This window comes from Nocardioides sp. Leaf285, from assembly GCF_001422955.1.
GTDB classification, from domain to species: domain Bacteria; phylum Actinomycetota; class Actinomycetes; order Propionibacteriales; family Nocardioidaceae; genus Nocardioides; species Nocardioides kribbensis.
The window spans coordinates 162,194-176,907 of record NZ_LMNH01000002.1 but is presented as its reverse complement, the minus strand read 5'-3'; the positions used below and the strand labels follow the sequence as shown (position 1 = coordinate 176,907).

At 74.3% G+C, this 14,714-nt stretch carries 13 protein-coding genes; 4 read left to right on the top strand and 9 right to left on the bottom strand.

What is annotated here, in order from left to right; genetic code table 11:
- Window positions 1-89 precede the first annotated feature (89 nt).
- Window positions 90-1,112, top strand: a complete 1,023-nt coding sequence (locus tag ASF47_RS06015; RefSeq protein ID WP_056863125.1) for a LacI family DNA-binding transcriptional regulator — start codon at window positions 90-92, stop codon at window positions 1,110-1,112.
- 328 nt (window positions 1,113-1,440) lie between these two features.
- On the opposite strand, the gene ASF47_RS06010 is transcribed toward ASF47_RS06015, so the two are convergent.
- Both ASF47_RS06010 and ASF47_RS06005 read right to left on the bottom strand, forming a co-directional pair.
- The gene (locus tag ASF47_RS06010; protein WP_056863538.1) at window positions 1,441-1,875 is read right to left on the bottom strand and encodes a nucleoside deaminase; all 435 of its coding nucleotides are present in this window, start codon (window positions 1,873-1,875) and stop codon (window positions 1,441-1,443) included.
- Window positions 1,876-2,085: 210 nt separating this feature from the next.
- Window positions 2,086-2,571: a tRNA adenosine deaminase-associated protein gene (locus tag ASF47_RS06005; protein WP_056863124.1), complete on the bottom strand. Its 486-nt coding sequence runs from the start codon at window positions 2,569-2,571 to the stop codon at window positions 2,086-2,088.
- A gap of 205 nt (window positions 2,572-2,776) precedes the next feature.
- On the opposite strand from ASF47_RS06005, the gene upp reads away from it, so the two are divergent.
- Complete coding sequence (gene upp / locus ASF47_RS06000) at window positions 2,777-3,418, top strand: uracil phosphoribosyltransferase (RefSeq protein WP_056863123.1); 642 nt, start codon at window positions 2,777-2,779, stop codon at window positions 3,416-3,418.
- Between the two features lie 178 nt (window positions 3,419-3,596).
- On the opposite strand, the gene ASF47_RS05995 is transcribed toward upp, so the two are convergent.
- The 7 genes from ASF47_RS05995 to ASF47_RS05965 form a co-directional block, all read right to left on the bottom strand.
- Window positions 3,597-4,028, bottom strand: coding sequence for an organic hydroperoxide resistance protein (locus ASF47_RS05995; protein ID WP_056863122.1), 432 nt, complete (start codon window positions 4,026-4,028; stop codon window positions 3,597-3,599).
- Window positions 4,029-4,098: 70 nt separating this feature from the next.
- Window positions 4,099-5,502 (bottom strand): NAD(P)(+) transhydrogenase (Re/Si-specific) subunit beta, encoded by a 1,404-nt coding sequence (locus tag ASF47_RS05990; protein ID WP_056863121.1) that lies wholly within the window; start codon window positions 5,500-5,502, stop codon window positions 4,099-4,101.
- The gene (locus ASF47_RS05985; protein ID WP_056863120.1) at window positions 5,499-5,834 is read right to left on the bottom strand and encodes an NAD(P) transhydrogenase subunit alpha; all 336 of its coding nucleotides are present in this window, start codon (window positions 5,832-5,834) and stop codon (window positions 5,499-5,501) included. The genes ASF47_RS05990 and ASF47_RS05985 overlap by 4 nt, the downstream gene beginning before the upstream one ends.
- A complete protein-coding gene (locus tag ASF47_RS05980) occupies window positions 5,831-7,012 on the bottom strand; it encodes an NAD(P) transhydrogenase subunit alpha (RefSeq protein ID WP_056863119.1) in 1,182 nt (393 codons plus the stop codon). Before ASF47_RS05980 ends, ASF47_RS05985 begins: the two co-directional genes overlap by 4 nt.
- Before the next feature lie 73 nt (window positions 7,013-7,085).
- On the bottom strand, window positions 7,086-7,679 hold the full coding sequence (gene thpR / locus ASF47_RS05975; protein WP_235558656.1) for an RNA 2',3'-cyclic phosphodiesterase: 594 nt from the start codon (window positions 7,677-7,679) through the stop codon (window positions 7,086-7,088).
- A 185-nt stretch (window positions 7,680-7,864) separates the two neighbouring features.
- Window positions 7,865-8,617 (bottom strand): VIT1/CCC1 transporter family protein, encoded by a 753-nt coding sequence (locus tag ASF47_RS05970; protein ID WP_056863118.1) that lies wholly within the window; start codon window positions 8,615-8,617, stop codon window positions 7,865-7,867.
- 96 nt (window positions 8,618-8,713) lie between these two features.
- The gene (locus ASF47_RS05965; protein WP_056863117.1) at window positions 8,714-9,859 is read right to left on the bottom strand and encodes an acyl-CoA dehydrogenase family protein; all 1,146 of its coding nucleotides are present in this window, start codon (window positions 9,857-9,859) and stop codon (window positions 8,714-8,716) included.
- Between the two features lie 164 nt (window positions 9,860-10,023).
- Between ASF47_RS05965 and glgX the strand changes: the two genes are divergently transcribed.
- Window positions 10,024-12,255 (top strand): glycogen debranching protein GlgX, encoded by a 2,232-nt coding sequence (gene glgX / locus ASF47_RS05960; protein ID WP_056863116.1) that lies wholly within the window; start codon window positions 10,024-10,026, stop codon window positions 12,253-12,255.
- On the top strand, window positions 12,255-14,714 hold the full coding sequence (gene treY, locus ASF47_RS05955; RefSeq protein ID WP_056863115.1) for a malto-oligosyltrehalose synthase: 2,460 nt from the start codon (window positions 12,255-12,257) through the stop codon (window positions 14,712-14,714). The genes glgX and treY overlap by 1 nt, the downstream gene beginning before the upstream one ends.

Sequence of the window (14,714 nt, the reverse complement as noted above, 5' to 3'; positions counted from 1 at the left end):
GGACACAGGATCATCGGCGCACTAGGCTGCCCTAGATCGTTTCAAGCAGCGGGTCCAGACCACCCGCAGGAGCAGGCAGGGGTGGTGGTGTGAGCGACGCTGCGCGCAGCGCCTCGGTCAAGGACGTCGCCGCGGCGGCCGGGGTCTCCCTCGGCACGGTCAGCAACGTGCTCAACCGCCCCGACCGGGTCAGCCCCGCCACCCGCGCCCGCGTGCAGGACGCCATGCGCGAGCTCGGCTTCGTGCGCAACGAGTCGGCACGCCAGCTGCGCGCCGGCACCAGTCGGACGCTGGCCTACGTCATGCTCGACGCCGGCAACCCCTTCTTCACCGACGTGGCCCAGGGCATCGAGGTCGCCGCCGAGGACGTCGACCTCACCGTGGTGCTGTGCAACAGCGCCAACCGCGCCGACCGCGAGGCCGCCCACCTCACGCTGCTGGAGCAGCAGCGGGTGCAGGGCGTGCTGGTCACGCCCGTCGACCCCCACTCCGCCACGCTCGACGACCTCGTGCGCCGCGGGACCCCCGTGGTCATCGTCGACCGCACCCGCCCCGACGCCTCGCTGTGCTCGGTCTCCGTCGACGACGAGCTCGGCGGCCGCATCGCCGTCGAGCACCTGCTCGACCTCGGCCACGAGCGGATCGCCTTCATCGGCGGGCCCGCCACCCTCGGACAGGTGCGCGAGCGGCTCGCCGGCGCGCGGCGTGCCTGGGCCGACGCCGGCCGCCCCGAGGACGACCTGCTCGTCGTCACCACCGCCGCCCTCGACGTGCGCGAGGGGCGCGAGGCCGGCCAGCGCCTCGCCGGGCTCCCCGCCCGCCGTCGCCCCACCGCCGCCTTCTGCGCCAACGACCTGCTCGCCCTCGGCCTGCTGCAGCAGGCCATCGGCTCGGGCACCCGGGTGCCCGAGCAGCTCGCCATCGTCGGCTACGACGACATCGAGTTTGCCGCCGCGGCCGCCGTGCCCCTCACCTCCGTGCGTCAGCCCCGCCAGGAGCTCGGTCGCACCGCCGCCGCCCTCGTCCTCGCCGAGGCCACCGACGAGACCCACACCCACCGCCAGGTGCTCTTCACCCCCGAGCTGGTCGCCCGGGCCTCGACGACGGGGTAGGTGGGGCCGTCTGCGGGTTTCACCAGCCGGCTGGCGAAACCCGCACTGGTCGGCCCGTGCGTGGGCCGACAGGTGCGGGGGTGGGCCGACCGGTGTGACGGGCGGGGCTGGCGGGACGGCGCCGAGGCCGGAGGCAGCGGTCGCCACCAGGAGCGACGTCGGGACGGGTACGCCGCGGCGCGGGTTTCACCAGCCGGCTGGCGAAACCCGCACTGGTCGGCCCGTGCGTGGGCCGACAGGTGCGGGGTTGGGCCGACCGGTGTGACGGGTGGGGCGGGCGGGACAGGCCGGAGACGCGCCTGTGAGGCGCCGCGGTCGGGCGCGGGGGTCAGGCGCGGTGAGCGCGGAAGAAGTCCTCGAGCAGGGCGGCGGAGTCGGGGGCGAGCACGCCGGCGACGACCTCGGGCCGGTGGTTGAGCCGGCGGTCGCGCACGACGTCCCAGAGGCTGCCGACGGCGCCGGCCTTGTCGTCCCAGGCGCCGAGCACGACGCGATCGACCCGGCTGAGCACGGCGGCGCCGGCGCACATCGTGCACGGCTCGAGGGTGACCACGAGGGTGCAGCCGTCGAGGCGCCACTCCCCGCGGGCGCGGGCGGCCTCGCGCAGCGCGACCACCTCGGCGTGGCCGGTCGGGTCGGCCTCGGCCTCGCGCACGTTGCGGCCCCGCCCCAGGACGGCGCCGTCACCGTCGACGACCACCGCGCCGATCGGCACGTCGCCGGTGCCCAGCGCGGCCCGGGCCTCGGCCAGGGCCTCGCGCATGGCGGGCTCCCACGCGGCGAGGGCGGCCGGCGAGGAGGTCATGGCGGCATCATGCCGGGTCGCCCGACCAGGCGCGGACGCGTGGGCGTCGCGCACCGTCTCGTTCCCGGGGCGGCTCGTGCTCGGGGCGGCGCGGGCACCGGGCAGCGCGGGCGCGGGGCGGCACGAGGAGAGTGCGGCGCGGGCGCGGGCGGCGTACTCCGGGGTGGGTCAGACGTCGACCATGCCGACGACGTCGTCGAAGAGCTCGCCGAAGCCGAGGCGACGGGCGACGTCGGAGAGGATCTCGTCGGGGTAGAGGTCGACGTCGTCGAGCAGCACCCCCAGGTCGAGCTCGTGCATGCCGAGGTCGGCGAGCAGGCCGAGGTCGCCGGCCGGCACCTGCTCGTCGTCGTCGCCGAGGTCGGGCAGGCCGAGGTGCTCCAGCGCGGAGTCGGCGAGGTCCCAGTCGTCGGCGGCGGTGACGTCGGAGAGCAGCAGGCGCACCGACGTGCCAGCGACCCGGAGCAGCAGGAACCAGTCCTCGTCGACGGCCACCATGCCGATCGCGCCACCCTCGCCGGGCAGGCGGCGCAGCGCCTCGGCCAGGGTCTCGACGTCGTCGAGGTGGTGGTGGGTGATCTCCTGGACGCTCCAGCGGCCCTGCTCGCGGTAGGCCGCCACCGCGAAGTCGACCGCGTCGATCTGCTCGCTCACGGTGCTCTCCCGTCCGCTGCGTCCGTGGCCCCGGTCGGCGCCCGGGTGGTGCCCGAGGGATGACCGGGTGGTGGCTGGAGTGGTGCGGGTCGCCGGAGGTGGCCCGACCCCAGCGTGACAGACCGGGGTGGCCGGGGCCACCCCTGCGCGACGGGCTTGACCGACGGCTGAGCCGGCGCCGTCGGCGTGCCCTAGGGTTTCGCGCATGCGCACCCACGTCGTGGACCACCCGCTCGTCACCCACAAGCTCACCACGCTGCGTGACGAGCGCACCGACTCCCCGACCTTCCGCGCCCTGGCCGACGAGCTGGTGACGCTGCTGGCCTACGAGGCCACCCGCGACGTGCGCGTCGCGACCGTCGAGATCCGCACGCCCGTCTCGGCCGCCACCGGGGTGCGCCTGGCCTCCCCCAAGCCGCTCGTGGTGCCGATCCTGCGCGCCGGTCTCGGCATGCTCGACGGCATGATGCGGCTGCTGCCGACGGCCGAGGTCGGCTTCCTGGGCATGGTGCGCAACGAGGAGACCCTCGAGGCCTCCACCTACGCCGAGCGCCTGCCCGAGGACCTCTCGGGGCGCCAGTGCTATGTGCTCGACCCGATGCTGGCCACTGGCGGCACGCTCGCCTCGGCCATCCGCTTCCTCACCGACCGCGGCGCCGACCACATCACCGCGATCTGCCTGCTGGCCGCCCCCGAGGGCTGCGCGCGCCTGGAGCAGGAGCTCGAGGACATCGGCGTGCCGGTCACCGTCGTCACCGCTGCGATGGACGAGCGCCTCGACGAGAACGGCTACATCGTGCCCGGGCTCGGCGACGCCGGCGACCGGCTGTACGGCGTGGCCCACTGAGCCGAGCGCCCGGGGCGGCGCACGGCTGACGGCGCCACCGGGCGCCACCCGTCAGCCGGCACCGCCCGCCAACCGGCACCGCCGGCCACCACCGGGAGACGGCACGAGCCGCCACCCCGGAGGGCGACGGCTCGTGCGAGGTCCCGCCCGAGGGCGGGAGTGGATCCGGTGGCGAGGGTCAGGCGCCCCTGCCGACGACGGTGACGGGCACGTTGCCGCGGGTGGCCTTGGAGTAGGGGCACACCTGGTGGGCGGCCTCGACGAGCTCCTGGGCCTTGGCGTCGTCGACGCCGGGGATGGTCACCTCGATGTCGGCGGTGATGGCGAAGGAGTCGCCCTCGGGGCCGAAGCCGACGGCGATCTCGAGCTGCGAGCCCGAGGCGTCGACGCCGTGGGCCTTGGCGACCATGGTCAGCGCGCCCTGGAAGCAGGCGCCGTAGCCGACGGCGAAGAGCTGCTCGGGGTTGGTGCCGGTGCCGGGCCCGCCGGTCTCCTTGGGGGCGGTCAGCGAGAGGTCGAGCACGCCGTCCTCGGAGGTGGCGCGGCCCTGGCGGCCGCCGGTGACGGAGGCGCGGGCGGTGTAGACGATCTTCTCCGGTGTGTTGGTCATATGTGCTTCAACAGGTGGACCGCGCGGTCTCTTCCCCGACCGCACACCACGTCTCGCGATGTGGGAGCGCTCAGAGCGCCTTGAGGGCGGCGAGCAGCCTGGTGAGGGAGTCCTTGGCGTCGCCGAAGAGCAGCGTGGTCGTGGGCTCGTGGAGCAGGTCGTTCTCGATGCCGGCGAAGCCGGGGCGCATCGAGCGCTTGAGGAAGACGACCTGGCGGGCCTGGTCGACGTCGAGGATCGGCATGCCGTAGATCGGCGCCGACGGGGTGGTGCGGGCGGCGGGGTTGACCACGTCGTTGGCGCCGACGACGAGCACGACGTCGGTCTCGCGGAAGTCGGCGTTGATGTCGTCCATCTCGACCAGCTGCTCGTAGGGCACCTGGGCCTCGGCGAGCAGCACGTTCATGTGGCCCGGCATGCGCCCCGCGACGGGGTGGATGGCGTAGTCGACGCGGGTGCCGCGCGCGCCGAGCACGTCGACGAGCTCGCGCAGGGTGTGCTGGGCCTGCGCGACGGCGAGGCCGTAGCCGGGCACGACGATAACGCGCTCGGCGTAGGCCAGCAGGATCGCGACGTCGGCGGGCCCGGCGCTGCGCACGGGCCGGTCGGAGGCCTCGCCCGCGCCGAGGGTGGAGCCGCCGCGCAGGGCGCCGAAGAGCACGTGGGCGGTGGAGCGGCCCATCGCGCGGGCCATGAGCAGGGTGAGGAAGGTGCCGGAGGCCCCGACGAGGGTGCCGGCCACCAGCAGGGTGGTGTTGGCCAGCACGTAGCCGCCGGCGGCGACGCTCAGCCCGGTGAAGGCGTTGAGCAGCGAGATCACGATCGGTACGTCGGCCCCGCCGACCGGCAGCACCAGCAGCACGCCGAGCGCGAGCCCGAGCACGCCCAGGCCGATCCCGAGGCCGACCGAGGGGTCGAGCACGCACAGCACGGCGAGCACCACGGCGGCGACCAGCCCGACCGCGAAGACCACCGGGAGGCCGCGGAAGAGCACGGGGCGGGAGGTCATCAGCTCCTGGAGCTTGGCGAAGGTGACCACGGAGCCGGCCAGCGAGACCGAGCCGACCACGACGGTGAAGACGGTGGCGGCGACGTCGAACCACCCCGTCGACCCGGGGGCGGTGGCCGCCAGGGCGGCCTGGTGGTCGAGCTCCAGCAGTGCCACCAGGGCGGCAGCGCCGCCGCCGACGCCGTTGAAGAGGGCCACCATCTGCGGCATCTGGGTCATCTGCACCCGCCGGGCCCCGACCACGCCCACCACGGAGCCGAGCGCGACCGCGGCCAGGATGAGCGGCACGTGGTCGAGGCCGCCGGGCACCCCGGAGTCGACGAAGGGCACCGCCACGGCCACCACGGCCGCCGCGGCGCCGACCAGGTTGCCGGCGCGCGCCGTGCGCGGCCCCGAGAGACCCTTGAGGGCGAGGATGAAGCCGACCGCGCAGAGCAGGTAGACCAGCTCGGCCGCGGTGCTCACGCCCGGCCCCCGCGCCGGGGGGCGTCCGGCGCCTGCGACCCGGGACCGGGACGGCGGCGCACGAACATCTGCAGCATGCGGTCGGTGACCACGAAGCCGCCGACCATGTTGACGGTGGCCAGCACCACCGCGACCAGGCCCACGACGAGGCCCAGGGTGCTCTCGGCGGTGCCGGTGACGAGCACCGCGCCCAGCAGGATGACGCCGTGGATGGCGTTGGCGCCCGACATCAGCGGGGTGTGCAGGGTCGAGGAGACCTTGCCGACGACCTCGATGCCGACGAAGACGCTGAGCACGAAGACGGTCAGCCACACGATCGGGTCGTCGGTCACGGTGCTCCTGCGGTGGACGGGCCGACGGGTGGGCCGTCGGACGGGCCCTCGAGCAGGGCGCGGGTGGGACCGTGGCGCACCACGCCGTCGTGGGTGACGCAGGCGGCGTCGAGCACCTCGTCGGCGAGGTCGGGGGCGAGGGCCGCGGGCGCGTCGGCGGTGGCCGGGCGGGTCATCAGGGCCACCAGGTTGACGACGTTCTGGGCGTAGAGGCGCGAGGCCGGCTGGGGCATTTGGGCCGGCACGTTGCGCCCGCCCCAGACCTGGGCGGCGCCGACGCGCACCAGCTCGCCGGGCACCGAGCCCTCGACGTTGCCGCCGGAGTCGGCGGCCAGGTCGACGACCACGGAGCCGGGCGCCATGGCCTCGACCATCGCGCGGGTCACCAGCAGCGGGGCGGTGCGGCCGGGCACGGCGGCGGTCGTGATGAGCGCGTCGGCGGCGGCGACGTGGGGCGCCAGGAGCTCGCGCTGCAGCCGCGCCCGCTCCTCGTCCATCTCGCGCGCGTAGCCGCCGCTGCCCTCGAGCGGCGGGAGGTCGAGGTCGATGGCGCGGGCGCCCATCGAGGCGATCTCCTCCGCGGAGGAGGGACGCACGTCGTAGGCCCGCACGACCGCGCCGAGCCGCTTGGCGGTGGCGATGGCCTGCAGCCCGGCCACGCCCGCGCCGAGCACGACGACCTGGGCGGGCTCGACCGTGCCGGCGGCGGTCATGTTCAGCGGCAGGAAGCGCCGCAGCAGCCCGGCGGCGACCACGGCGCAGCGGTAGCCCGCGACCAGCGACTGCGAGCTCAGGGCGTCCATCGACTGGGCCCGTGAGATCCGCGGCACCAGCTCCATCGCGAAGCTGCTGATCCGCAGGTCGCGCAGGTCGGCGACCAGGTCGAGCTCCTGGGCCGCGGGCAGGAACGACACCGTGGTCGAGCCGCTGGCCAGGCGTCGCGCGGTGGCGCGCTCCAGCGGTTGCACCGAGACCACCACGTCGGCGTCCTCCACGGCACGGTCCTCAACCGTGGCGCCGGCCGCCTCGTAGTCGGCGTCCTCGGCCAGCGCGCCCAGGCCCGCGCCCGGCTCGACCACCACGTCGTAGCCCAGCGCGGTGAGCGCGCCCACGAGCTCGGGCACCAGCGCGACCCGGGTCTCCCCGGGTCGGGTCTCGCGGGCCACGGCGATCCTCACCCGGGCAACGTAGCCCCGCCGGCACCCCTTGCGCGCCCCCCGCGCCGCACCGGCGGGCGTGGTCGGACCGGCCTCAGCCGCCCAGCGGCAGTGTCGCGAGCACCTCGTGGCGCGGTCGCCCGCGCGGGCCCTCCCCGAGGTGGGACGACAGCAGCGCGACCTCGTCGGCGGTCCACGCCGGGCCGGCGTAGGTGTCGAGCAGCCGGACCCAGTCGAGCACCCCGGCGGGCGCGCCGAGGCGGCCCACGGTCAGGTGGGGTCGGAAGCGCTGGCCCTCGGGCGCGGCGCCGACGTGCGAGGCCGCGCCCCGCACCCCGGCGGCGAGCCGGTCGAGCTCGGCACGCGCGTCGTCGTCGAGGTCGAGGCCCGCCCACAGCACGCGCGCCGTCAGCGGATCGGGGAAGGCGCCGCCGCCGGCGACCCGCGCGCGGAGCGGCGTACGGCGGGCCGCTGCGAGCGCCAGCGCCTCGACCAGGTCGTCGAGCACGCGCTCGGGCGCGGCCGGGCAGAAGGCGAGCGTGAGGTGCACCTGCTCGGCGGCGCTCCAGCGGAAGGGTGCCGCCGCGCGGCGCGGCTCGAGGAACGCGTCGAGGTGCTCCAGCGCCTCCGGTGGCGGCACGAGCGCGACGAAGAGCCGCAGCCGGGCGCCGCGGTCGCGCCCGCTCACGCGCGGGGCCCGGAGGCGGCCGACCGGGCGGGTGGGACCGGCGAGGCCGGCGAGGTCGGCGAGGTCGGCGAGGTCGGCAGCGTCGGCGCGACGGGGAGGAGCAGCGGGGCCGGGGGCACCCGGCGATGCTAGGAGCCGACCGCCCGCGGGGTCGACGGGTTTTCCGGCCGGGCCCCGGCGCTCGGTCAGCCGATGCGGGTGCCGAGCAGGGCGCCGACGAGGTAGGTGACGCCCATGGCGAAGAGGCCGCCGGCGACGTTGCGCGCCAGGGCGCGCTGCGGGGGGCCGTCGGAGAGGCGGGCGCTGGTCCAGCCGGTGAGGGCCAGGGCGAGGGCGACCGAGACGACGGTGACCCAGATCCGCAGCGAGGCCGGCACGAGGGTGATGGTCAGCAGCGGGAGCAGCGCGCCCAGGGTGAAGGCGACCATCGAGGCGAAGGCCGCCGACCAGGGGCTGGTGAGGTCCTCGGGGTCGATGCCCAGCTCGGCCTCTGCGTGCGCGCCGAGGGCGTCGTGCGCGGTGAGCTGGCGAGCGACCTGGAGCGCGAGGTCCTGCGAGAGGCCCTTGTCGACGTAGAGCCCCGCCAGCTCGGCCAGCTCGTCCTCGGGGTCCTCGCGCAGCTCGCGCTCCTCCTTGGCCAGCAGCGCCTCCTCGGCGTCACGCTGGGTGCTGACCGAGACGTACTCCCCCGCGCCCATGCTGAGCGCGCCGGCGGTCAGGCCGGCGACGCCGGCCACGAGGATCGCGGTGCGGTCGGTGGTCGCGCCGGCCACGCCCATCACGATGCCGGCGGTCGACACGATGCCGTCGTTGGCCCCGAGCACCCCGGCGCGCAGCCAGTTGAGGCGGTTGTTGCGGCCCTCGACGTGCGGCTCGTCGGCGTGGGGGCCGGGCTCAAGGGGGAGCCCGTCGGCGCCGTGGTCCAGGTCGGTGGTCACGCGCCGATCATGACCCCGGCCGCCGCCCACGACAAGCAAGGCGAGGCTGGGCTGCCCGCCCCCCTCGACGGGCCGGCCGGAGCCGCACCGCGGCGCTCAGAGGCCGAGGTCGCGGCCGATGAGCTCCTTCATGATCTCGTTGGAGCCGGCCCAGATCTTCGAGACGCGGGCGTCCTTCCAGGCGCGAGCCACGCGGTACTCGTTCATGAAGCCGTAGCCGCCGTGCAGCTGCACGCAGTGGTCGAGCACGTCGTTCTGCACCTGCGAGGTCCACCACTTGGCCTTGGCGGCGTCGATGGGGGTCAGCTCGGCGCGGGTGTGGGCGAGCACGCACTCGTCGACGAAGGACTGGGTGACGTCGATCTGGGTCACCAGCTCGGCGAGCAGGAACTTGTTGTGCTGGAAGGAGCCGATGCCCTGGCCGAAGGCCTTGCGCTCCTGGGCGTAGACGATGGTCTCGGCGAGGATCTGCTTGGCGTGGGCCAGGTTGGAGACCGCGCAGTTGAGCCGCTCCTGCGGGAGGTTCTGCATCATGTGGATGAAGCCCTGGTCGAGCTCGCCCACGACGTCGTCGTCGGTGAGGCGCAGGTCCTCGAAGAACAGCTCGGCGGTGTCGGACTCGGGCTGGCCGACCTTGTCGAGCTTGCGTCCGCGCGAGAAGCCGGGCAGCGAGGTGGAGACGCCGAAGAGCGTGATGCCCTTGGCCTTCTTCTCCGGGGAGGTGCGGGCGGCCACGACGACGAGGTCGGCGGAGTAGCCGTTGGTGATGAAGGTCTTCGAGCCGCTGAGCACCCACTGGTCGCCGTCGCGCACCGCGGTGGTCTTGAGCGCGGCGAGGTCGGAGCCGCCGGAGGGCTCGGTCATGCCGATGGCCGTGAGCAGCTCGCCGCTGGCCACGCCCGGCAGCCAGCGCTGGCGCTGCTCCTCGGTGGTCAGCTCCACGAGGTAGGGCGCCACGATGTCGGAGTGGATGCCCACGCAGGAGGGCAGCGAGGCGTTGACCTTCGACAGCTCCTCGGTGAGCACCGCGTTGAAGCGGTAGTCGCCGGCGCCCATGCCGCCGTACTGCTCGGGCACCTCGAGGCCGAGCAGGCCCTGCTTGCCGGCCTCGAGCCAGAAGTCGCGGGGCAGGCCCTTGGCCTCCAGGTGCTCCTCGGCGTGCGGGGTGACGGAGCGGTCGACGAACTCCTTCACCGATGCCCGGAACGCCTCGTGGTCCTCGTCGTAGATCGCGCGCTTCATGGCGCCAGGCTACCGGTGGGTAACCGAGGGGTGAAGACACCCCGGGAGAGGGGTGGGTCACGCCCTGCCCCCCTCAGGGGTGGGCCTGCCACCGGCCCGTCATGCTTTGATCGATCCAAGGTTGGACCCCCACCCGCACCCTCGAGAACCAGCACGGAGTACCCATGGAGATCTGGCCCGGCCACGCCTACCCGCTCGGAGCGACCTACGACGGGAGCGGCACCAACTTCGCCCTCTTCAGCGAGGTCGCCGAGCGCGTGGAGCTGTGCCTCTTCGAGGGCAGCGGCGAGGACTTCACTGAGACCCGCCTGGAGCTGACCGAGGTCGACGCCCACGTCTGGCACTGCTACCTCCCGCAGGTGCAGCCCGGCCAGCGCTACGGCTACCGCGTGCATGGCCCCTGGGCGCCCGAGCAGGGCCTGCGCTGCAACCCCAACAAGCTGCTGCTCGACCCCTACGCCAAGGCGACCACCCACGAGATCGACTGGGACCCCAGCCTCTTCGCCTACGAGTTCGGCGACGAGGAGTCGCGCAACGACGACGACTCCGCCGCCCACATGATGCTCGGCGTCGTCATCAACCCCTTCTTCGACTGGGAGGGCGACCGCAAGCCGCACGTGCCCTACAACGAGACGGTCATCTACGAGGCCCACGTCAAGGGCCTGACCGAGCTGCACCCCGACGTGCCCGAGGCGCTGCGCGGCACCTACGCCGGCCTGGCCCACCCCTCGGTCACCAGCCACCTCAAGCGGCTCGGGGTGACCGCGATCGAGCTGATGCCGGTGCACCAGTTCATCCAGGACAACACGCTGCTCGAGAAGGGCCTGCGCAACTACTGGGGCTACAACACCCTGGCCTTCCTGGCCCCCCACGCCGACTACGCCGCCGCCGCGCGCGACGAGCACGGCCGCGGGATGCAGGTGCAGGAGTTCAAGGCCATGGTCAAGGCCATGCACGCCGAGGGCATCGAGGTCATCCTCGACGTCGTCTACAACCACACCGCCGAGGGCAACCACCTCGGCCCCACGCTGAGCTTCAAGGGCATCGACAACCAGGCCTACTACCGACTGGTCGAGGACGACCAGCGCTACTACATGGACTACACGGGCACCGGCAACAGCCTCAACGTCCGCCACCCCCACTCGCTGCAGCTGATCATGGACTCGCTGCGCTACTGGGTCACCGAGATGCACGTCGACGGCTTCCGCTTCGACCTCGCCTCCACCCTGGCCCGCGAGTTCTACGAGGTCGACCGCCTCGCCACCTTCTTCGAGCTCGTGCAGCAGGACCCGGTGGTCAGCCAGGTCAAGCTCATCGCCGAGCCCTGGGACGTCGGCCCCGGCGGCTACCAGGTCGGCGGCTTCCCGCCCCAGTGGTCGGAGTGGAACGGCGCCTACCGCGACGTCGTGCGCGACTTCTGGCGCGGCGAGCCCTCCCTGGGCGACTTCGCCAGCCGCCTGGCCGGCTCCTCCGACCTCTACGAGCACTCGGGGCGCCGCCCCTTCGCCAGCATCAACTTCGTCACCGCCCACGACGGCTTCACGCTGCGCGACCTCGTCTCCTACAACGAGAAGCACAACGAGTCCAACGGCGAGGACAACAACGACGGCGAGAGCCACAACCGCTCGTGGAACCACGGCGTCGAGGGCCCCACCGACGACGAGGCCGTGCTCGAGCTGCGCGCCCGCACCCAGCGCAACTACCTCACCACCCTGCTGCTCTCCCAGGGCGTGCCGATGCTGCTGCACGGCGACGAGGCCGGCCGCACCCAGGACGGCAACAACAACACCTACGCCCAGGACTCCGAGATCGCCTGGATGCACTGGGACCGCCTCGACGAGCCGCTGGTGGAGTTCACCGCCTCCGTCGCGCGGCTGCGCGCCGAGCACCCGACCTTCCGCCGCAAGCGCTTCTTCACCGGCAACGAGGTGCGCTCCGACGACGGCGAGCGCCTCGACGACATCGTGTGGCTGCACACCGAGGGCCGCCCCATGGGCGACGGCGACTGGGAGGCCGGCGACGCCGAGGGCGGCTGCCGAGCGATCGGCATGTACCTCAACGGCCAGGGCATCGCGGGTCTCGACGCCCGCGGCCAGCGCATCGTCGACGACCACTTCCTGCTCTACTTCCACCCCTGCGCGGAGGACGTCGAGGTCACCCTGCCCCCCGGTGAGTACGCCGAGCGCTGGAGCATCGTCATCGACACCGCGGGCGGCCACGAGCGGGGCCAGTCCCTCGACGCCGGCGCCACCCTGCCGCTGACCGGGCGCAGCGTCGTCGTGCTCCAGCAGCACGCCGACGTCGAGCCCGAGCCCGACAGCTCCGTGGCCGCCTCGGTCAAGGCGCTGACCACCACCACCGAGCAGACCGCCGCCGGCGGCCCCGAGGGCGTCTGATGGCCGGGACCTCCCCCGGGTCCGGACCCGGCGCCACCCCCGCCGGCGGCACCCGGCGACCGGTGTCGACGTACCGCCTGCAGATCACCGAGGACTTCGACCTGCACACCGCGGCGGGGCGGCTGGAGTACCTGCGCGACCTCGGCGTCGACTGGGTCTACCTCTCGCCGCTGCTGGCCGCCGAGCCCGGCAGCGACCACGGCTACGACGTGGTCGCCCACGACCGCGTGGACGAGTCCCGCGGCGGCGCCGAGGGCCTGGCCGCGCTGTCGGCCGAGGCCCGCCGGCTCGGGCTGGGCGTGCTCGTCGACATCGTGCCCAACCACGTCGGCGTGGCCACGCCCACCGACGAGCAGTGGTGGTGGGACGTGCTCAAGCTCGGCCGCGAGTCGGAGCACGCCACCGCCTTCGACGTCGACTGGGCCGCCGGCGACGGCCGCATCCGGATCCCGGTCGTCGGCGACGACGACCTGCCCGAGGGCGACGGCGGACCCATCGGCCACCTCACCCTCTCCCCCGACCGCGGCGAGCTGCTCTACCACGACAACCACTACCCCGTGGCCCCCGGCACGGCCGGCCCCGGCACCCCGGGCGGCGACGACCCGCAGGCCGTCCACGCGCTGCAGCACTACGAGCTCGTCAGCTGGCACACCGCCGACGACGGGCTCAACTACCGCCGCTTCTTCGCCGTCAACACCCTCGCCGCGCTGCGCGTGGAGGACCCCGAGGTCTTCGCCGAGTCGCACCGCGAGATCCGCCGCTGGTTCACCGAGGGCCTCGTCGACGGCCTGCGCGTCGACCACCCCGACGGCCTGCGCGACCCCCAGCGCTACCTCGACGACCTGCGCGACCTCACCGGCGGCGCCTACGTGCTCGTCGAGAAGATCCTCGAGCCCGGCGAGCGGCTCAGCGACTCCTGGGCCACCGACGGCACCACCGGCTACGACGCCCTGGGCCACCTCGACCGCGTGCTCACCGACCCCGCCGGCCAGGCGCCGCTCGACGCGCTCGAGACCCGCCTGCGCGGCCACGAGGTCGACTGGGCCGCGATGATCCACGACACCAAGCGCGAGGTCGCCGACGGCATCCTCGGCAGCGAGGTGCGCCGGATCACCCGCGAGGTGCGCCGGGTCACCACCGAGGCCCCCGAGGCCGCGGTCGTCGACGCCGTGGCCGAGCTGCTGGCCTGCTTCCCCGTCTACCGCTCCTACCTGCCCGACGGCGTCGAGCACCTCGACGAGGCCTTCGCGCTGGCCCGCGAGCACCGCCCCGACCTGGCCGGCACCCTCGACGTGCTGCGCCCCGTGCTCGGCGACATCTGGCACCCGCCGGCGCGCCGCTTCCAGCAGACCAGCGGCATGGTCATGGCCAAGGGCGTCGAGGACTGCGCCTTCTACCGCTGGTCGCGCCTGACCTCCCTCAACGAGGTCGGCGGCGACCCCAGCGTCTTCGCCCTGCCCGTCACCGCCTTCCACGAGGCGATGACCGAGCGGCAGCGGGAGTGGCCCCACGCCATGACCACGCTGTCGACCCACGACACCAAGCGCGGCGAGGACGTGCGCGCCCGCATCACCGTGCTCGCCGAGCGCCCCGAGGACTGGGCCGCCGCGCTGGAGCGGCTGCTGGCCCTCGCGCCGCTGCCCGACCCCGGCTTCGGCTCGCTGCTGTGGCAGGCCGTGCTGGGCGCCTGGCCGGCCAGCACCGACGGCGCCGGGGTCACCGGGGAGGTGCCCGCCGACCTGCGCGAGCGCCTCCACGGGTACGCGATGAAGGCGATGCGCGAGGCCGGTGACCGCACCACCTGGACCGAGCCCGACGAGGCCTACGAGGCGGCGGTCCACGCCGCCGTCGACGCCGCGATCGACTCCGCCGAGGTCCGTGCCGTGCTCGACAGCCTGCTCGCGCAGGTCACCGGGCCGGGCTGGAGCAACGCGCTGGCCGCCAAGCTGGTGGCGATCACCATGCCCGGCGTGCCCGACGTCTACCAGGGCTCCGAGCTGTGGGAGCAGTCGCTGGTCGACCCCGACAACCGGCGCCCCGTCGACTTCGACGACCGCGTCGCGCTGCTCGCCGAGGTCGCCGCCGACGGCGCCGGGGCTCCGCCGCTGACCGCCTCGGTCGACGACCACGGCGCGGCCAAGCTCCGCGTCACGGCCCGAGCCCTCGGCCTGCGCCGCGGGCGGCCCGAGCTCTTTTCGTCGTACGACGGGGTGCGCGCGAGCGGCCCCGCGGCCGACCACGTGCTCGCCTTCGACCGCGGCGGCGCGGTCACCGTGGCCACGCGGCTGCCCGCCGGCCTCGCCGGGCGCGGCGGCTGGCAGGACACCCGGCTCGAGCTGCCGGCCGGCGCGTGGCGCGACGTGGTCTCCGACCGCGTCGTGACCGCCGACGAGCAGGGGCTCGCGCTCGACGACGTGCTCGCGACCTACCCCGTCGCGCTGCTGGTGAGGGAGGACTGA